Origin of the sequence: Curtobacterium sp. MCSS17_015, assembly GCF_003234265.2 — a bacterium.
Classification (GTDB): Bacteria; Actinomycetota; Actinomycetes; order Actinomycetales; family Microbacteriaceae; genus Curtobacterium.
Genome location: NZ_CP126256.1, coordinates 2,193,711 through 2,211,258 on the forward strand (window position 1 = coordinate 2,193,711; position 17,548 = coordinate 2,211,258).

15 protein-coding genes and 2 tRNA genes are annotated in these 17,548 nt (G+C 71.2%); 4 read left to right on the top strand and 13 right to left on the bottom strand.

The annotated features are described in order from the left end of the window. Nucleotides 1-208: 208 nt before the first annotated feature. The 10 genes from DEJ18_RS10305 to DEJ18_RS10350 form a co-directional block, all read right to left on the bottom strand. Nucleotides 209-281 (bottom strand) — tRNA-Thr (locus tag DEJ18_RS10305). Between the two features lie 46 nt (nucleotides 282-327). Then, entirely contained in the window at nucleotides 328-1,008 is a 681-nt protein-coding gene (locus tag DEJ18_RS10310) for a TetR/AcrR family transcriptional regulator (RefSeq protein WP_111210904.1), read from the bottom strand. A gap of 84 nt (nucleotides 1,009-1,092) precedes the next feature. Further along, nucleotides 1,093-2,235: a DNA polymerase III subunit delta' gene (locus DEJ18_RS10315; RefSeq protein WP_111210903.1), complete on the bottom strand. Its 1,143-nt coding sequence runs from the start codon at nucleotides 2,233-2,235 to the stop codon at nucleotides 1,093-1,095. Nucleotides 2,236-2,281: 46 nt separating this feature from the next. Beyond that, nucleotides 2,282-2,914, bottom strand: a complete 633-nt coding sequence (tmk, locus tag DEJ18_RS10320) for a dTMP kinase (protein ID WP_111211044.1) — start codon at nucleotides 2,912-2,914, stop codon at nucleotides 2,282-2,284. A gap of 50 nt (nucleotides 2,915-2,964) precedes the next feature. Further along, nucleotides 2,965-5,766 (bottom strand): type I DNA topoisomerase, encoded by a 2,802-nt coding sequence (topA, locus tag DEJ18_RS10325; protein WP_111210902.1) that lies wholly within the window; start codon nucleotides 5,764-5,766, stop codon nucleotides 2,965-2,967. After that, nucleotides 5,742-6,407 carry a hypothetical protein gene (locus DEJ18_RS10330; RefSeq protein WP_146241590.1) on the bottom strand — a complete coding sequence of 222 codons (666 nt, stop codon included), beginning with the start codon at nucleotides 6,405-6,407 and terminating at the stop codon, nucleotides 5,742-5,744. Before DEJ18_RS10330 ends, topA begins: the two co-directional genes overlap by 25 nt. After that, the gene (locus tag DEJ18_RS10335) at nucleotides 6,404-6,811 is read right to left on the bottom strand and encodes a TadE family protein (protein WP_111080576.1); all 408 of its coding nucleotides are present in this window, start codon (nucleotides 6,809-6,811) and stop codon (nucleotides 6,404-6,406) included. The genes DEJ18_RS10330 and DEJ18_RS10335 overlap by 4 nt, the downstream gene beginning before the upstream one ends. Beyond that, nucleotides 6,808-7,029 carry a DUF4244 domain-containing protein gene (locus tag DEJ18_RS10340; RefSeq protein ID WP_111210900.1) on the bottom strand — a complete coding sequence of 74 codons (222 nt, stop codon included), beginning with the start codon at nucleotides 7,027-7,029 and terminating at the stop codon, nucleotides 6,808-6,810. Before DEJ18_RS10340 ends, DEJ18_RS10335 begins: the two co-directional genes overlap by 4 nt. Nucleotides 7,030-7,139: 110 nt before the next feature. Further along, on the bottom strand, nucleotides 7,140-8,027 hold the full coding sequence (locus tag DEJ18_RS10345; protein ID WP_111210899.1) for a type II secretion system F family protein: 888 nt from the start codon (nucleotides 8,025-8,027) through the stop codon (nucleotides 7,140-7,142). Then, a complete protein-coding gene (locus DEJ18_RS10350) occupies nucleotides 8,027-9,109 on the bottom strand; it encodes a TadA family conjugal transfer-associated ATPase (protein WP_111210898.1) in 1,083 nt (360 codons plus the stop codon). Before DEJ18_RS10350 ends, DEJ18_RS10345 begins: the two co-directional genes overlap by 1 nt. A gap of 720 nt (nucleotides 9,110-9,829) precedes the next feature. Between DEJ18_RS10350 and acs the strand changes: the two genes are divergently transcribed. After that, nucleotides 9,830-11,794 (top strand): acetate--CoA ligase, encoded by a 1,965-nt coding sequence (acs, locus tag DEJ18_RS10355; protein ID WP_111210897.1) that lies wholly within the window; start codon nucleotides 9,830-9,832, stop codon nucleotides 11,792-11,794. 84 nt (nucleotides 11,795-11,878) lie between these two features. Here acs and DEJ18_RS10360 read toward each other — a convergent pair whose 3' ends face one another. Next, on the bottom strand, nucleotides 11,879-12,340 hold the full coding sequence (locus DEJ18_RS10360; protein ID WP_111210896.1) for a RidA family protein: 462 nt from the start codon (nucleotides 12,338-12,340) through the stop codon (nucleotides 11,879-11,881). Beyond that, nucleotides 12,337-12,495 (bottom strand): Sp36 family protein, encoded by a 159-nt coding sequence (gene sp36 / locus DEJ18_RS10365; RefSeq protein ID WP_181431068.1) that lies wholly within the window; start codon nucleotides 12,493-12,495, stop codon nucleotides 12,337-12,339. The genes DEJ18_RS10360 and sp36 overlap by 4 nt, the downstream gene beginning before the upstream one ends. A 50-nt stretch (nucleotides 12,496-12,545) precedes the next feature. On the opposite strand from sp36, the gene DEJ18_RS10370 reads away from it, so the two are divergent. From DEJ18_RS10370 to DEJ18_RS10380, 3 genes are all read left to right on the top strand, one after another. Beyond that, nucleotides 12,546-15,182, top strand: coding sequence for a transglycosylase domain-containing protein (locus tag DEJ18_RS10370; protein WP_111210895.1), 2,637 nt, complete (start codon nucleotides 12,546-12,548; stop codon nucleotides 15,180-15,182). Further along, complete coding sequence (locus DEJ18_RS10375) at nucleotides 15,179-16,132, top strand: metallophosphoesterase (protein ID WP_111210894.1); 954 nt, start codon at nucleotides 15,179-15,181, stop codon at nucleotides 16,130-16,132. The genes DEJ18_RS10370 and DEJ18_RS10375 overlap by 4 nt, the downstream gene beginning before the upstream one ends. Nucleotides 16,133-16,226: 94 nt before the next feature. Continuing rightward, nucleotides 16,227-16,300: transfer RNA gene (locus tag DEJ18_RS10380), tRNA-Pro, on the top strand. Between the two features lie 155 nt (nucleotides 16,301-16,455). On the opposite strand, the gene DEJ18_RS10385 is transcribed toward DEJ18_RS10380, so the two are convergent. After that, nucleotides 16,456-17,496 carry an LLM class flavin-dependent oxidoreductase gene (locus DEJ18_RS10385; RefSeq protein ID WP_111210893.1) on the bottom strand — a complete coding sequence of 347 codons (1,041 nt, stop codon included), beginning with the start codon at nucleotides 17,494-17,496 and terminating at the stop codon, nucleotides 16,456-16,458. Nucleotides 17,497-17,548: the final 52 nt, after the last annotated feature.

Consider the following 17,548-nt stretch of genomic DNA (forward strand, 5'->3'; position numbering starts at 1 on the left):
GTCCGAGGCAGGGGATCTAAGGGAGCCTTAGGCGCAACTGTGCTGAGGGTCGTAAGACGGCAGCAGGCGCAGCCCGCCCGGGTCTTCAAGCGCCGTACGTTGGGCGTGGGCGGCATCAAGCGCTTGTGTGTACTGCAGTGTGCACCACAACGAGAAAAAGCCCCGGACGGGGACTCGGGAAGGAGTCTTTGACCGGGGCTTTTCGCCGAGCCGCCTATCAGAATCGAACTGATGACCTATTCATTACGAGTGAATCGCTCTACCGACTGAGCTAAGGCGGCGGGCGCTCCGGCTAGCCGGAGCGGCACGAGAGACAACTGTACAGGATCAGACGAGCGAGCGCGAAACGAGCGCGGCGAGGTCGTCGAAGGAGCGGGCGAGCTCGTCGACGAGGTGCACGTCGGCGTCCGACTCAGACCACTCCCACCATGCATGCCGGAGCGCGGCCAGGCCCACGAGCGACGCGAGCCGCGCACGGCGCCGGAGCACGGCGTCGGTGTCGGTGTCGGTGTCGGTGTCGGTGTCGAGGTCGGCGGTCCCGTCGCCGTCGACCAGTCCCGCGCCGCGTCGCAGGCGACGTTCGACGACGACCTGGATGCCTGACTGGAACTCCTTCATCGACGCCATCCGCTGGCTGAAGAGCTCGGGGTTCGCGCGGAGGACCTGCTGGCGCTCCTCGATCAGCCCACGCTCCTCGATGAGTTCCCGCGCAGAGTGCACGAGGAGGACGCCGAGGTCGGGGAGCAGGTCGCCGGAGGGGCCGCCGGCGACGAACGCCTCGACCTCCTCCCCCTGCGGCAGGGTCGGGTCGTCCCCGAGGATCGCCTGCTCCTTGCTCGGGAAGTAGTTGAAGAACGTCCGCGGTGACACGTCCGCCCGACGGGAGACCTCGTCGACCGTCACCGCCTGCAAGCCGTGCTCGATCGCGATGCGCAGGGCCGCCTGCTGGATCGCGAGTCGGGTGGCGCGGCGCTTCCGCTCACGGAGGCCCGGTTCGGCGTCGGTCATGGGCACGATCCTCGCACGTGCACCGCCACGGACGGCATGAGAGGTCGTGCGGACTGCCCGCCGGGAGGCCCGCGCGGCGGCAGGTCAGCGGACGGCGCGGGCGACCGTCACGAGCAGCGCTTCGAGGGCCAGGAGGGCCGCGACGTTCGCCCCGATCCGCTGCCGTGCGGTGGCGATGGCGTCGAGCACCTCGAGCGCGGCCGCCGGCGGTACGGAGGGCAGCGCTCGCTCGAGCTCGTGGCGGATCGCCAGGTTGACCGGTTCCGCCGGCGCTCCGAGACCGAGGAGCAGCAGGTCTCGGTAGAGCGACGAGACGTCGACGAGGATGCGGTCCAACCCGTCGCGGAGGCTCCGGGTCGCCCGGCGTTTCTGGTCCTCTTCGAGCGCACGCAGCTGGGAGCGGAGCGCCGGCGGCACGGTCCCGCCCGGCTGCACGCCGAGCGACCGCAGCGCAGCGTCGCGTTCCTCTGCGTCTCGCTCGAGCGTGATCGCCTTGGCGTCCTCGTCGGCGACGGCGAGGAGCGCCGCGGCGGCGTTCACGGCGTCGCCGACGCTGCGGATCCCGAGCACGGTGGTCAGGGTGCGCCGACGGCGCTCCCGCGCGTCCTCGCTCGTGGCGAGGCGTTGCGCCATGCCGATGTGGCTCTGCGCCTGTCGGGCAGCATCGGTGGCGAGGACCCGGTCGACACCGGTGCGAGCGACGATGAGGTCGGCGACGGACTCGATGCCGGGCACCCGCAGTCGCACGGAGCGGACCCGTGACCGGATCGTCGGCAACAGGTCGGCCTCGCTCGGGGCGCAGAGGATCCACACGGTGCGCTCCGGCGGTTCCTCGAGCGCCTTGAGGAGCAGGTTCGAGGTGCGCTCCGTCATCCGGTCGGCGTCCTCGACGATCATCACGCGGTAGCGCCCGACCGAGGGTGAGAAGTGCGACGAGGTGACCAGTTGCCGGATCTCGTCGATCGTGATGATGACCCGCTGGGTGGCGAGGCGGGCGACGTCCGGGTGCGTGCCGGCCGTGATGAGCCGCAGCGTGTGGTCGTCGTCCGGGCCGCTGCCGACGAGCGCCGCGGCGAAGGCGGCGGCGACGTTCGACCGACCGGAGCCGGGCGGCCCGGTGATGAGCCACGAGTGCGTCATGCCACCGGTGCCGTCGACCGACTCGGCGGCACTCCGCAGCGCGGCCACCGACTCCTCTTGCCCGGTCAGGCCTTCCCACACGCTCACGGGGTGATCCTCGCAGCAGCCACCGACCTCGAGACGCTCACGGACATCAGTCGATCCCGAGGAGGTTCGACACGGCTACCCGGACCCGCTCCTGCACCGCGTCCGCCGGTTCGGCAGCGTCCACGACGAGGAAACGGTCCGGTTCGGCGCGGGCCATGGCGAGGAACGCCTGCCGCACGGTCTCGTGGAACGTCGCCGCCTCGGACTCGAGCCGGTCGAAGACGTCACCGCGCGCGGCGGCGACCCGGGCCCGGCCGACGGTCACGTCGAGGTCGAGCAGCACGGTGAGGTCCGGCGTCACTCCGTCGGCAGCCCAGTCCGAGACCGTCCGGATCTGCTCGGCACCGAGGCCGCGGGCGACGCCCTGGTAGGCCACCGAGGAGTCGATGTACCGGTCCTGGAGCACGACCGCACCCCGGGCCAGCGCCGGACGGACCACCGTCTCGACGTGGTGCGCGCGGTCGGCGGCGTAGAGGAGCGCCTCGGCCCGGGGGGCGACGTGGCCGCGCTCGTGCAGGACGATCTCGCGGATGCGCTGACCGAGCGGCGTGCCCCCGGGCTCACGTGTCCGGATCACCTGCCGGCCGTGCGCCTCGAGCCACTGCTCGAGGCGCTCCGCCTGCGTCGTCTTGCCGGCACCGTCACCACCCTCGAGGGTGATGAACCACCCTCGGCCGATGGCCGCCGACGCGGTCGGCGCTGTCGGCTCCGGCACGGCTGCGTCCGGGGTCACTTCTTCTTCGCGGGGGCGCGCCGAGCCGGGGCCTTCTTCTTGACCGGGCCCTTCGCGCGCTTGTCGGCGAGGAGCTGGACCGCGCGCTCGAAGTCGACCGCCTCGACCTCTTCGCCGCGCGGGATCGTCGCGTTCGTCTCGCCGTCGGTCACGTACGGGCCGAATCGGCCGTCCTTGACCTTGATCGGCTTGCCGGAGACCGGGTCGGCGTCGAACTCCTTGAGTGCCGCACTGGTGGCACGCTTGGCTCCGTACTTCGGCTGGGCGAACAGCTCGAGGGCGCCGGGCAGGTCGACGTCGAAGATCGCGTCCTCGCTCGGGAGCGTCCGGGTGTCGGTGCCCTTCTTGAGGTAGGGACCGTAGCGACCGTTCTGTGCCGTGATCTCGTCGCCGGACTCCGGGTCGGTGCCGACCGTGCGGGGCAGGTCGAGGAGCTTGAGCGCCGTCTCGAGGTCGACCGTCTGCGGGTCCATCGACTTGAAGAGGGACGCGGTGCGCTCCTTCGGGGCCGCGGCCTTCTTCGTCGTCTTCTTCGCCGCCGTGGTCTTCGCCTTGGTCGCCGTCTTGGTGGTGGTCGTCGTCGTCGTGGTGGCTTCTGCTGCCGCCGACGAGTCCGACTCGGCCGTCGCCGGCAGGACCTCGCCCGTCGCCGGGTCGACCGTGGGCTCGGGCTCCGGGGTGCGCTCGGTCACGTACGGGCCGAAGCGGCCGTCCTTCGCGAGGACCTCCTTGCCCGTCTCGGGGTTGATGCCGACGACGCGGTCACCGATGACCGGTGCCTCCACGAGCTCGCGCGCCTTCTCGAGCGTGAGTTCGTCGGGCGCGATGTCCTCGGGGACGTTGACGCGGCGCGGCTTCTCGGGGTCGTCACTCGGCGTCTCGATGTAGGGGCCGTACCGGCCGATGCGGAGGGTCAGCCCCGGTGCGAGCTCGACCGAGTTGATCTCCCGCGCGTCGATCTCACCGAGGTTGTCGATGACCGTGCGCAGACCACGCTGGTCGCCGCCGCCGAAGTAGAAGCCCTTGAGCCAGTCGACCCGGTCCTCGTCGCCACTGGCGATCCGGTCGAGGTCGTTCTCCATCTCGGCGGTGAAGTCGTACTGCACGAGGTCACCGAAGTAGTCCTCGAGCAGCCGCACCACGCTGAACGCGATCCAGTTCGGGACGAGGGCGGTGCCGCGCTGGGTGACGTACCCGCGGTCCATGATCGTGGAGATGATCGCGGCGTAGGTCGACGGGCGGCCGATGCCGAGCTCTTCGAGTGTCTTGACCAGGCTCGCCTCGGTGTAGCGCGGCGGGGCGGACGTGTCGTGCCCCTTGGCAGCGACGTCGTGCACACCGAGGTGGTCGCCCTCCGCCATCTGCGGCAGCTTGGCGTCGTCGGCCGAGTCACCGGCGGCGCGGTCTTCGTCACGGCCTTCTTCGTACGCGTTGAGGAACCCGCGGAAGGTGATGACGGTACCGGAGGCGGTGAACTCGACGTCGGTGCCGGAGGACGTGGACGCCAGGCCCTCCACGGGTTCCGTCGAGGTGATGCCGAGCACGACGGACGCGGTCGAGCCCTTGGCGTCCGCCATCTGCGACGCGACGGTGCGCTTCCAGATGAGGTCGTACAGTCGCAGGTCGTTGCCGCGGAGGACGCCCTCCATCTGGGACGGCGTCTTGAAGGTGTCACCCGCAGGACGGATCGCCTCGTGCGCTTCCTGCGCGTTCTTGCTCTTGCCGGCGTACGAGCGCGGCTTGTCCGGGATCGAGTCGGCACCGTAGAGGGCGGTCGCCTGCTTGCGCGCCGCCGACACCGCCTGCTGGGAGAGCGAGGCGGAGTCGGTCCGCATGTAGGTGATGTGGCCGTTCTCGTAGAGCGACTGCGCCACGCTCATGGTCTGCCGGGCCGAGAACCGGAGCTTCCGCGCCGCTTCCTGCTGCAGGGTCGAGGTGGTGAAGGGCGCTGCGGGACGGCGGGTGTACGGCTTCGACTCGACGCTGCGCACGACGGCGTCACCGGCACGCTCGAGGACGGCGGACAGCGCACTCGCCGAGGTCTCGTCGAGTCGGACGACGTCCGAGGTGGTCTCGCCGCGGTCGTCGAAGTCACGACCGGAGGCGACGCGCTTGCCGTGGATCCGGGCCAGACGAGCGGTGAAGCCACCTTCGTCGGACTTCTCGAACCGCGCGGTGAGGTCCCAGTAGTTCGCGGAGACGAAGGCGAGGCGCTCACGCTCGCGGTCGACCACGAGGCGGGTCGCGGCGGACTGGACACGTCCGGCCGAGAGGCCGGGTCCGACCTTGCGCCAGAGGACCGGCGACACCTCGTACCCGTACAGGCGGTCGAGGATCCGGCGGGTCTCCTGCGCGTCGACGAGCGCGGTGTCGAGTTCGCGCGTGGCTTCCTGGGCGCGCTGGATCGCTTCCTTGGTGATCTCGTGGAACACCATGCGCTTGACGGGCACCTTCGGCTTGAGGACCTGCAGCAGGTGCCACGCGATGGCCTCGCCCTCGCGGTCCTCATCTGTTGCGAGGTAGAGCTCGTCGGCGTCCTTCAGGGCGCGCTTGAGGTCCGCGACGGTCTTCTTCTTCGCATCGGAGACGACGTAGTACGGCTCGAACCCGTTGTCGACGTCGACCGAGAACTTGCCGAGGGAACCCTTCTTGAGATCGGCCGGCAGGTTCTTGGGCTCGACGAGGTCGCGGATGTGTCCGACGGACGCCTGGACTTCGTATCCGTCGCCGAGGTATTGCGCGATCGTCTTCGCCTTCGCAGGGCTCTCGACGATCACGAGCTTCTTCGTGCCTGGCACGTGTCTCCTTGATCGATGGTGCTGGTCAGCCGACGGACGTCGTGGATGCGTCCGGGTCGACCGGGAACTCGGTGACCGGCGGGCCGACAGGCACACCATACACACTCCCGTGGGGATGCCCGGTGGAGCCGGAGCGGGTCCGCGACCTCCGGCTGGACCACCCGGACGGTGCGTACCGGTCCGGTCGCACCGTCGTCGTCCTGCCGCGGCCCGGCTACCGCGACCGCCCGGGCGGCCAGCGGACCGGACCCGACCGCCACCACGACGCGTGCCGCCGCACCGGCCACCGAGCAGGCGAGGACGTCCGCCCCGACGGCCCGGGCGGACCGGAGCGCCGCCAGGCACGGTCGGCCGGGGATGAGCTCCACCGTCGCAGCCGCAGCGGTGAGCGCCGCGGTGTCCGCCGCGCCCTGCGCTCGGGCCAGGGCGACGCGGTGTCCGGCGGCGGCGAGCGCCGACGCGACGACGAGCGACACCGCGGCGAGGACCGCGATGAGCACGACCGTCGCCGAACCCCGGTCGCCCGCTCGCGCCCCGCCTGCCGTCTCCTCCCACTCGAGCACCCGCCCCGCCTGCCCGGCCCGCCCGACCGGCCCGGCGACCGGCGCACCGGCACCCCGGCGCACCCTCCTCCAGGTCATGATCGTCCGCCCTCGGGCGAGCCGGCCGCCGCGTCGGCGTGTTCGTCCCCGGCGTCGGCGCGCTCGTCCACCGAGCAGGCATCGCCCCGCAGCCCGACGCCCGCGAACGGCCCGCTCCCCGCAGCGCGACCGACGTGCACGCACACCATGCCGCGGACACGGTCGACCCGCACGGAGCCCGCCGCCGCTGTCCGGAGCGCGTCCCGACCGGCAGCGTCGTCCCCGCGGCCGAATGCCCGCGCAGCCGTGATCGCCGCGGACTGCAACCGGCCCTGTCCGTCGACGATCAGCACACCGGCGATCCCCGCGGCGAGGACGACCGCGACGACGGGCAGCGTGACCGCGAACTCGGCGGTGACCGATCCCCGCTCGCCGGGTCGCCGTCTGCAGGCCCTGTCGCTCACGGGGTCAGCGCGCTCCGGACGAGTTCGGTGAGGATGGCCTGCACCTCGCCAGAGCGCATCACCGCGACGAGGACCCCGGCGAACGCCACCGCGGCCAGGATGACCACCGCGTACTCCGCCGTGGCCGACCCCCGATCGTCGAGCAGTCGACCCGGAAGCCGTCCTGGTCGTCGTCGTGCCGCCGCTGGCTCACCCACGGGCCTGACGTCCTCTTCCATGTGGTGTCCTTCCTTCTGTCCTGTGTCCGTCCCGGGCCTCGCGGTCCGTGCTCCGAGTCTCGGCCTCCGACCCCACCGCCCGGGCTGCTCTCGATCGACCGGTGGAGACGTCACCCGATGACCGCGGATGTGGAGGAGAGGATCCCGAGGACCACGGGCACCACCCCGACCAGCACGAACGCGGGCAGGACGCATACGCCGAGCGGCAGCACGAGCCGCACCCCGAGGCGCTCCGCTCGCGCGATGCCCTCGGCGGCAGCGTCCGCACGACGGTCCAGCGCGCAGGCCCGGAGCAGCTCCGCCGCCGGGACTCCGGCTCGTTCGGCGAGAGCCAGGGTCTCCGCGAGTCGGGCACGGTCGTCCGCCGGCCAGGTGCGACCGGCGAAGACCGCGTCGACGGTCGCGGCGGCGTCCTTCCAGGCACCACCGCCGGAGACCGCGATCGCCCAGACGTCGAGCAGCAGCCCCGGCACCGTCGGCGCACCGGTCGCCGCTGCCACGAGTCGCCCCGTCCACCGGTGCCCGACCGCGACGAGCAACGTCGCGGCGGTGAGACAGCCCCGACCGATGGGGCCACCGATGAGCACGCCGATCGCATCGACTCCCCACACCGAGCCCAGCAGCACGCCGAGCACCGGGAGTGCCAGGACCACGCGTGCGCTCGCCCGCGGTCCGGCCAACGCGACCCGGACCGACCGCTCGGCCTGCGCGGTGTCGCGGAGGGAGGCGGCGAGCGCGCGCAGCGCCGGGGCGACCGGTGCGCCGGTCCGGGCTGCCACGGCGAGCACCCCCTGGACGTCGCGGCCGAACGAGGTGTCACCCGGCACGGCACCCGCGCTCGCGGGCGCGCTCGCCGGACCTCCCACCGGGTCCGACCCGCCGGTCACAAGCGCCCAGGCCCGGGGAGGCGGGACGCCTGCGGCGACCAGGACGGCGACGCGGTCGAGCACTCGCGCCACACCGGTCGCCCCGTCGCCGGTCGTCCGGCTGCCGGGCATCACGCGCTCCTGCCCGCCCCGGCTCCGGTGGCTGTCACGCCTGCGGCCGGCGCGACTCGCGCCCGTCGACCAGACCCGACCGTGCCCGGGACCGCGTCGACCGTCGTGACCTCGAGGCGACCGGACGGGTCCACACCCAACCGTCCCACCGCTGCAAGGGCGCGGACGCCGTGCCGCCGCTCGACGTGCAGCACCAGGTCGAACGCACTCGCCGCCTGGCGGGCCAACGGCTCTGCGCCGAGCCCGGCCAACGCCCCGAGCGCCTCGAGCCGGGCGGCGACGTCGGTGAGCCCGTTCGCGTGCACCGTTCCCGCACCTCCGTCGTGCCCCGTGTTGAGCGCCGAGGTGAGCTCGCGGATCTCGGGTCCCCGGCACTCCCCCACGACGATGCGGTCGGGGCGCATCCGGAGGGCTTCGCGGAGCAGCCGCTCGAGTCCGAGCCCGCCCGCTCCTTCTGCATTGGCCTGACGCGCCTCCAGAGCGACCACGTGCGGGTGGTCGATCCGGAGTTCGGCGACGTCCTCCACGGTGATGATCCGTTCGTCCGGCGGCACCATCGCGAGCATCGCCGCCAGGAGTGTGGTCTTCCCGCTGCCGGTCGCCCCGGTGACGAGCACGTTCCGCCGTTCGTGCACTGCTCGATCGACGACCCGACGCGGGACCCGCTGGAAGAACCCGCTGTCGGCCATCCGGTCGATCGTCGGCCGTTCGTCCTCCGGGAGCCGGATCGAGAGCGCCGTCCCGTGCACCGAGACCGGAGCGAGCACCGCGTGGACGCGGATGCCGTCGCCGTGCCGGACGTCCGCGCAGGGAGTCGACTCGTCGACGTGCCGTCCGCCGCGTGCCACCAGCTCCCGCGCGAGATCACGGGTCCGTTGCTCGGACAAGACCAGGCCCGGCACGACGTCGAGCCCCGTGCCCCGGTCCGTCCACACCCCTCGACCGCCCAGCACCAGCACGTCCGTCACCCGCCGGTCCGCGACCAGGGGCGCCAGCTCCTCGAAGTCGATCAGCGACGTGCCGCGCCGTCCCTGGGCGAGACGAGGCGAGCCGGGCAGGAAGGGAGCGCGATGCCGGTGCATGTCCGGAACGGTACGAGCGCGCGGGGCGTGACCAGGGCCTCCAGGCCGATCGGTGGACAGCATTGACGTCGATCACGTTCGTGGTCACTTTGTACCCCGACGAGCAGGTCCGTACCCCGTTCCGCTCGACATCGACGAGCGAACGGTCACCGGGAGAACGACGGCACCGACCGGCGGCCGACGTGTCGCAGCGGTCCGTGCGAGCCCCTCGTCGGAGGGACCGGGTGGCCTGGTACGGGGGCGACCGAGTCGACCGGTCTGTCCACTCGGGGCGCGGCACCGTGCCGATCGAGCGGGATCGTGGGCGCATCGGCCGATCGGTACCGGCACGGGCACCGTCGGGAAAAGGAAGAGGCGGCACCTGTTGGGGGGAACGGGTGCCGCCTGGACACCGGCGGATTGGGGGGAATCATGACCGATGCCACCGGGAACGAGCCCGGCACAGACAACTGTACCCCACGAACGGGATGCGACGACACTCCTGGACGCGGAACGCGTCGACCTGCGCGGTTCGACTGCCGTGCTGCGCGCCGCCCCCATCCCGACCGACGCAGTCGGACTCGTGTGACCCCGTCGGATCCGGCCGCCTCCACGATCTCGGCCCGGTCGTCCCGGCGCCGTCAGCACCCGCACGGTCGGGAGTAGTCTCCGACTGCGCCCGGTCGTCGTCTGCCTCGGTGGTCCGACCGCGTCCCGGGCGGACGAGACGAAAGGACATCGATGACGATTCCGCAGCAGGCCGATCCGCAGCAGGCCGACACCCCTGACGAGGCAGCGACCTTCCCACCGTCGCCGGAGTTCGTCGCGGACGCCGTCGCCGACCAGGGACTCCACGACGCCGCGAGCTCCGACCGCGTGGCGTTCTGGGCCGAGCAGTCCCGAGCGCTCCTCGACTGGCGGACGCCGTTCACGAGCACGCTCGACTGGTCCGGAGCGCCCTTCGCCCGGTGGTTCGCCGACGGCGAGCTCAACGTCGCCGAGAACTGCCTCGACCGCCACGTCCGTGCTGGGAACGGCGACCGCGTCGCGATCCACTTCGAGGGCGCGAACGGCGACACCCGACGGATCACGTACGCCGAACTGACCGCCGACGTGCAGCGCGCGGCCAACATGCTGCAGGGCCTGGGCGTCGGCCAGGGCGACCGGGTCGTGGTGTACCTCCCCCTCATCCCGGAGGCCGTGGTCACGATGCTCGCGATCGCCAGGATCGGCGCGATCCACTCCGTCGTCTTCGGCGGGTTCAGCGCCGAGAGCCTCCGTGCCCGGATCGAAGACGCCGGTGCCAAGGTCGTCGTGACGGCGGACGGCGGATGGCGTCGCGGCGCCGTGTCCCCGCTCAAGCCCGCCGTCGACGAAGCGCTCCGGGGCGACGGCACCGACAGCGTCGAGCACGTGCTCGTCGTGCAGCGCGGCGGCAACGACATCGCCTGGACCGATCGGGACCGGTGGTGGCACGACGAGTTCGCGGCGGCGGCCCCCGAGCACGAGGCTCGTGCGTTCCCCGCCGAGACCCCCTTGTTCATCCTGTACACCTCGGGGACGACCGGGAAGCCGAAGGGCATCGTCCACACCTCCGGCGGCTACCTCACCCAGGCCGCGTACACGCACAAGAACGTGTTCGACATGCACCCCGAGAAGGACGTCTACTGGTGCACCGCCGACATCGGCTGGATCACCGGACACACCTACGTCGTCTACGGCCCCCTTGCGAACGGCGTCACGCAGGTGCTCTACGAGGGCACGCCCGACGAGCCGAAGCCCGGTCGGTGGTGGGACCTCGTCGACGCCTACGGGGTGACGGTCCTCTACACGGCTCCGACCGCGGTCCGTGCCGCGATGAAGGCCGGCCGCCAGATCCCGGAGGCCCGGAGCCTCGAGACGCTCCGGCTCCTCGGCAGCGTCGGCGAACCGATCAACCCCGAGGCCTGGCAGTGGTACCGCCAGGTGATCGGCCACGACCGGACGCCGATCGTCGACACCTGGTGGCAGACCGAGACCGGCGCGATCATGGTCTCCGCCCTGCCCGGCGTCACGAAGCTCAAACCGGGCGCCGCCCAGACCCCGCTGCCCGGGATCGTCGCCGAGATCGTCGACGACGACGGACACCGCGTCGACCCCGGCGGCAGCGGCTACCTCACCATCACCGAGCCGTGGCCGTCGATGGCACGAGGCATCTGGGGCGACGACGACCGGTTCGTCGAGACGTACTGGTCGCGGTTCCCGGGCCGCTACTTCGCCGGCGACGGCGCACGGCTCGACGGGCAGGGCGACATCTGGGTGCAGGGTCGCGTCGACGACGTGATGAACGTCTCCGGCCACCGCCTGTCGACCGCCGAGATCGAGTCCGCGCTCGTCGGGCACGAGGGCGTGGCCGAGGCCGCGGTCGTCGGTGCCGCGGACGAGACGACCGGCCAGGCCGTGGTCGCCTTCGTCATCCTCACCGCCGAAGCGGCCGAGGGCGTCGACCGCGAGGCCGTCTCCGCCGAGCTCCGCTCGTGGGTCGGCAAGCGGATCGGTCCGATCGCGAAGCCCCGACAGGTCGTCATCGTCCCCGAGCTGCCGAAGACCCGGTCCGGCAAGATCATGCGGCGCCTCCTCCGCGACGCGGCCGAGGGGCGTCGCATCGGCGACACGACGACGCTCGCCGACCCGACGGTCATGGCGACCATCGCGGAGCTGATGTAGCCCGCCGGACGCAGGAAGGGCCCCCCGTGAGATCCCACGGGAGGCCCTTCCGGCGCGAGCGGACGCGTTCCGTCCGCGGTCGGTTCAGTCCCTCAGCTCGACGACCAGCTCGACCTCGACGGGGGCGTCGAGCGGGAGCACGGCGACGCCCACCGCGCTGCGGGCGTGGACGCCGGCCTCGCCGAAGACGTCCCCGACGAGCTGCGAGGCGCCGTTGGCGACGCCGGGTTGCCGGGTGAACGACGGGTCCGAGGCGACGAACACCGTCACCTTGACCACCCGAGCGACGCGGTCCAGCGAGCCGGCCACGCTCTCGACCGCGGCGAGGGCGTTGAGAGCTGCCTGCCGGGCCTGGGCGGTCGCGGTCTCGGCGTCGACCTCGGCCCCGACCTTGCCCGTCACCGGCAGCGCGCCGTCGACGAAGGGCAGCTGCCCCGCCGTGAAGACGTGCGCGCCGGAGACCACGGCGGGGACGTACGCGGCCACCGGGGCCGCGACCGCCGGCACCGTGACGCCCAGCTCGAGCAGACGGGCCGCGACGCTCACGCGTCGGCCTTCGGACGCTTCAGGTAGGCGACGAGCCCGCCCTCCGGGCCGGTGACGACCTGGACCAGCTCCCAGCCCTGGTCACCGAAGTTGTTGAGGATGGCGGTGGTGTTGTGGATGATCAACGGAGTCGTGAGGTATTCCCAGCGGCGCATGCGGTTCCTTGCCAGCCTTCCAGTCCGAGGTGTCGTTTAGGCTGCATCCTATGTCTGCCCAGAAGACGTCTGCCCGTCGGACCAAGCCCGTCTCCGCAGTCGGCGCCTTCGTCGGTTTCGTCGGTTTCAGCGCACTCGCCGGCCTGCTCGTCACCATCGGTGTCACGCCGGCCATCGCGGTCGCCGGAGTCACGACGACGTCGACGATCGGCGTGTTCGAGTCGCTGCCCGAGTACATCGAGCTCGGCGACCTGCCCCAGCGCAACGAGGTGCTGGCGTACTCGGCGGGCAAGCCCGTGCACCTGGCGACGGTCTACGACCAGAACCGTCAGGAACTCAAGTACGACCAGATCAGCGACAACCTCAAGAACGCCGCCATCGACGGCGAGGACAAGCGCTTCTGGGACCACGGCGGCGTCGACATGACGTCGCTCGTCCGTGCCGGTGTCGGCACCGTCGCGGGCGGTGGCCTGGGCGACTCCGGCGGTGGCTCGACGCTCACCATGCAGCTGGTCCGCAACATCAAGATGCAGCAGGCGCTGGAGCTCCCGACGCAGGAAGAGCGTCTCAAGGCCTACAACGAAGCCACGAAGGTCTCGGTCTCCCGCAAGCTCGAGGAGATGAAGCTCGCGATCGGACTCGCCAAGAAGTACCCGAAGAAGGACATCCTGACCGGGTACCTCAACATCGCGTACTTCGGCGACCAGACCTACGGCGTGCAGGCAGCCGCGCAGCACTACTACGGCAAGAACGCCACCGACCTCTCCCCGGCCGAGGCCGCGTCGATCCTCGCGATCGTGCAGTCGCCGAACACCCGCAACCTGTCGGACCCGAAGTACTACGACGCGAACGTCGCCCGTCGTGACGTGATCCTCAAGTCGATGTACGCGCAGGAGCACATCGACAAGAAGCAGTTCGACGAGGCCATCGCCTCGAAGCCCGCCGACTACGTGAAGCTCACGGACCCGACCCAGGGGTGCAAGGCCGCCACGGGCAACGGCTCGCAGTTCTTCTGCGACTACGCCGTGCAGGTCGTCAAGGAGATGTCCCAGCTGGGCTCGACGCAGAAGCAGCGTGACGCCGCCTGGCGCAACGGCGGCTACACGATCCAGACCACGCTGAACCTCGACCTCAACGGGGCACAGAAGGAACTGATCGACGCCTACGCCCCGAACACCGAGGCGCGGTTCGCCCTGGGTGGTGTCCTCAACTCGGTCGAGGCCGACACCGGCCGCATCCTCACGATGGCGCAGAACAAGAACTACAACCAGCTCGCAGCCTGCGGTTCCGAAGGCGCCGACCCCAACGCCTGCGCCCCGGCGACGGACACCGGCATCAACTACAGCGTCGATCGGCAGTACGGCGGCGGCGAGGGCTTCCAGACCGGTTCGACGTTCAAGCCCTTCACACTCCTCAACTGGCTGCAGAACGGTCACGGACTGGGCGAGATCGTCAACGGCACCCCCCGCGCCTTCCCGACCTACACGCAGTGCGGCAGCCCGGTCGGCGTCAACTACACCCCGAAGAACGACGCACCCGGCGAAGGCGGCAACATGACCGTCGAGAACGCGACCTACCGGTCGGTGAACGTCTCGTACGTGAACATGGCGCAGAAGCTCGACTACTGCGAGATCCGGAAGACCGCCGAGTCGCTCGGTGTCCACCTCGCGCAGCCGCGTGCGACCTCGGCCGAGTTCGCGGACGACACTTCGCAGAAGACCACGAGCTCCGTCAAGACGAACGCCTCCTTCGTGCTCGGGACGAACTACATCGCGCCGCTCACCATGGCCGCGGCGTACGCGGGCATCGCCAACAACGGCACGTTCTGCCGACCGATCGCGATCGACAACGTCACGGACGCGGACGGCAAGTCGCTCGGTGGTCAGCCCAAGGACTGCACGCAGGCCATCGACCCGCAGGTCGCCGCGACGGCGATCTACGCGATGAAGAAGGTCCTGACGATCGGGACGGCGCCGGGTGCTCGCACGCCCGACGGTTTCGACGAATTCGGCAAGACCGGTACGACGGACGAGGCCGACCAGATCTGGCTCGTCGGGAGTTCCACGAAGGTCGCCACGGTCGCGTGGATGGGCAACACGGTCGGCAAGCAGAGCCTCCGCTACGTCTACGGCCCCAACGGGCAGTACGCGGGCTCCCGCACCGCGCTCTGGCGCCAGGCCCAGACGATCGCGAACACGCAGTACCCGGGCGGCCAGTTCGCCGACCCCGCCCCCTCGTCGATCCGCGGCAACAGCGTCGCGGTCCCGAACGTGCAGGGGCAGACGCCAGAGGCCGCTCGCGCCGCCATCGCCGGTGCCGGCCTGACCTACGTCGACGGCGGCGTCCAGGCCGGCGGCGGGACGCCCGGCACGGTCCTCTCGACCAACCCGGCCGGGGGCCTCCAGCTCTCGAAGGGCTCGAGCGTGACCGTCTACACCACGGACGGCTCGCAGGCGGCGGTGCCCGAGGTCGGCGGCAAGGAGTTGGACGACGCCCGCTCGACCCTCACCCAGTCCGGCTTCGGCAACGTGGCGGTCTCCGGCGAGTACGAGAAGGGCGACGGCAAGAACGAGTGCACCGTCGCAGCCGTCGAGCCCGGAGCCGGGACGGTGGCCGGCAAGGACACCGGCGTGACACTCAAGCTCTACGGCAACAAGAACGGCAAGGCGCCGAAGGACTGCCGATGACGCGCGGCCGCGGTGCTCTCGGCGTCCTCGCCGCCGGCGCCGCGGTCGGTGCGGCCACGGCCGCCTGGGGTGCCGTCGTGGAGCGCCGGCGGTTCGGCATCCGGTGGGAGACCGTCCCGGTCCTCCCCGCCGGCTCGCGGGACGTCACCGTGCTGCACCTGTCGGACATCCACATGGCCCCGTGGCAGGCCGACAAGCAGCAGTGGATCCGTGACCTCAGCCTGGTCGAGCCGGACTTCATCGTGAACACCGGTGACAATCTGGGACACGCGACCGCCAACGCCGCTGTCGAGTACGCCCTCGAGCCCTTCCGGGGCATCCCCGGGGCGTTCGTCAACGGATCGAACGACCACTTCGCACCGTCACCGCGCAACCCGGCGAAGTACCTGTCCGGGCCGAGCAGCCTACGCCCGGACGCCGAACCGGCGAAGCTCGACGTCGACCGGCAGACAGCGTTCTTCGAGTCCCTCGGCTGGCTCGACCTCAACGACCATGCTCGTGCGATCGAGGTCCGTGGGTCGCGGTTCGAACTCTTCGGGACCTCGGACGCGCACCGCGACTGGGACCGGCTCGACCTCCTGCCGGCCAACGTCGACGAGATGCGCTCGGAGGTGCCCTGGTCCGAGGACGAGAGCGGCCCCTCCCCCGTCTCGATCGGCGTCACGCACGCGCCCTACCGCCGCGTGCTCGACGCCTTCGTGACCCAGGGCGCGGACATCGTCTTCGCCGGGCACACGCACGGCGGCCAGGTGGCGGTCCCCGGGTTCGGCGCACTCGTGACGAACTCGGACCTGCCCCGGCAGTACGCGAGCGGGCTGCACCAGTGGCAGAACCGCACCCACTGGTCGTGGTTGAACGTGTCGGCGGGTCTCGGGACCTCGATCTACGCGCCCGTCCGGTTCGCCGTCCGTCCCGAAGCGGTCGTCGTCACCCTCACCGCCCGCACCTGAGCGCGACGCGCCCGGCCGTCACCGTGTGGTCGTGACCACCCCCGAACATCGGATAGACTTCTGGGGTTGCTCCGGGAACGGAGTGATCACACCGCGGGGTGTGGCGCAGCTTGGTAGCGCGCGTCGTTCGGGACGACGAGGTCGCAGGTTCAAATCCTGTCACCCCGACAGCCACGGCCCTGGTTCCACTCGGAACCAGGGCCGTTCTGCATCTGCCGTGGCTCCGCGCACAGCGAAGACCGGCTCGGTCAACGGATCTCCGCTGCCCGAACCGGTCGCTGGCTCAGCCGGTCGCTGGCGAGCCAGCCCTCGCCGCCGCTGCGCTACCCGACCGCGACGCCGGGCCGGACGAGCCGTCCCTCGGCGTGGAGGCCGGCCACCACCTCGAGCGCCTGGTGCCGGTAGCGGGCCTGTGCCGCCCCCGGAGCGACGATGACGCCGTCGGCACCGGTCGACTCGACGAGCTCGTTGATCTTCACCGCCACCTGCTCCCGAGACCCGTACGCCTGGCGCTCGGTCCGAGCAGCGATGAACCGACGCTCGAGGTCCGAGAACTCGTACGCACGGGCCTCCTCCATCGACACCGGCTCGGGCTTCGCCCCCTGGCGCATGCGGATGAACGAGATCATGCCGGGTGCGCTCTGCTCCTCCACGACGCCCGGGTCCTCGTCCGTGACGACCTGCACGCCGATGAGCACAAGCGGCTCGGAGCGGAAGCGAGACGGCCGGAACGCCTGGTGGTACAGGGCGAGGGCCGCCTCGGTGTTGTCCGACGCGAAGTGGTGGGCGAACGCGAACGGGATGCCCAGGGCTCCGGCGACCTGCGCGCTGTAGCCCGAGGAACCGAGCAGCCAGAACTCCGGCACGTCGCCGTACCCGGGCACGGCTCGGATGCGGGACAGTGGGTTCGACTCCTCCATGCCGGTGAAGAAGCCGACCAGGTCGGCGAGCTGCTGCGGGAAGTCGTCGACGTCGAGCCGGTCGGTGCGGCGCAGGGCCATCGCGGTCGCCCCGTCGGTTCCGGGGGCGCGACCGATGCCGAGGTCGACCCGGTCGCCGTACAGCGCGCGGAGGGTGCCGAACTGCTCGGCGACGACGAGCGGCGCGTGGTTCGGCAGCATGACGCCGCCGGAGCCGATGCGGATGGTGGAGGTCGCCGCCCCGACGGCGCTGAGCAGGACCGCCGGCGCCGACGAGGTGATCCCGGGCATGCCGTGGTGTTCGGCGACCCAGAAGCGCTCGTAGCCGAGCTGTTCTGCGCGGACGGCCATGTCGATCGAGCCCTGCAGGGCTTCGGTGTTCGATTGGCCGTACTCGCGCGTGGCGAGGTCGAGGACGGAAAGGTGCAGGGGTGCGTCGCTCATGTCGGAGCCAACGTCCTGCGTCGAGCGCCCATTCCGGGCGACGTGTGGGACA

Excerpts from the sequence above, each read along its gene's own strand:
- DEJ18_RS10310 (WP_111210904.1), bottom strand. The coding sequence starts at position 1,008 with ATGACCGACGCCGAACCGGGCCTCCGTGAGCGGAAGCGCCGCGCCACC.
- DEJ18_RS10330 (WP_146241590.1), bottom strand. The coding sequence starts at position 6,407 with ATGACCTGGAGGAGGGTGCGCCGGGGTGCCGGTGCGCCGGTCGCCGGG.
- DEJ18_RS10340 (WP_111210900.1), bottom strand. The coding sequence starts at position 7,029 with ATGGAAGAGGACGTCAGGCCCGTGGGTGAGCCAGCGGCGGCACGACGA.
- DEJ18_RS10345 (WP_111210899.1), bottom strand. The coding sequence starts at position 8,027 with ATGCCCGGCAGCCGGACGACCGGCGACGGGGCGACCGGTGTGGCGCGA.
- DEJ18_RS10350 (WP_111210898.1), bottom strand. The coding sequence starts at position 9,109 with ATGCACCGGCATCGCGCTCCCTTCCTGCCCGGCTCGCCTCGTCTCGCC.
- acs (WP_111210897.1), top strand. The coding sequence starts at position 9,830 with ATGACGATTCCGCAGCAGGCCGATCCGCAGCAGGCCGACACCCCTGAC.
- sp36 (WP_181431068.1), bottom strand. The coding sequence starts at position 12,495 with ATGCGCCGCTGGGAATACCTCACGACTCCGTTGATCATCCACAACACC.
- DEJ18_RS10370 (WP_111210895.1), top strand. The coding sequence starts at position 12,546 with ATGTCTGCCCAGAAGACGTCTGCCCGTCGGACCAAGCCCGTCTCCGCA.
- DEJ18_RS10375 (WP_111210894.1), top strand. The coding sequence starts at position 15,179 with ATGACGCGCGGCCGCGGTGCTCTCGGCGTCCTCGCCGCCGGCGCCGCG.
- DEJ18_RS10385 (WP_111210893.1), bottom strand. The coding sequence starts at position 17,496 with ATGAGCGACGCACCCCTGCACCTTTCCGTCCTCGACCTCGCCACGCGC.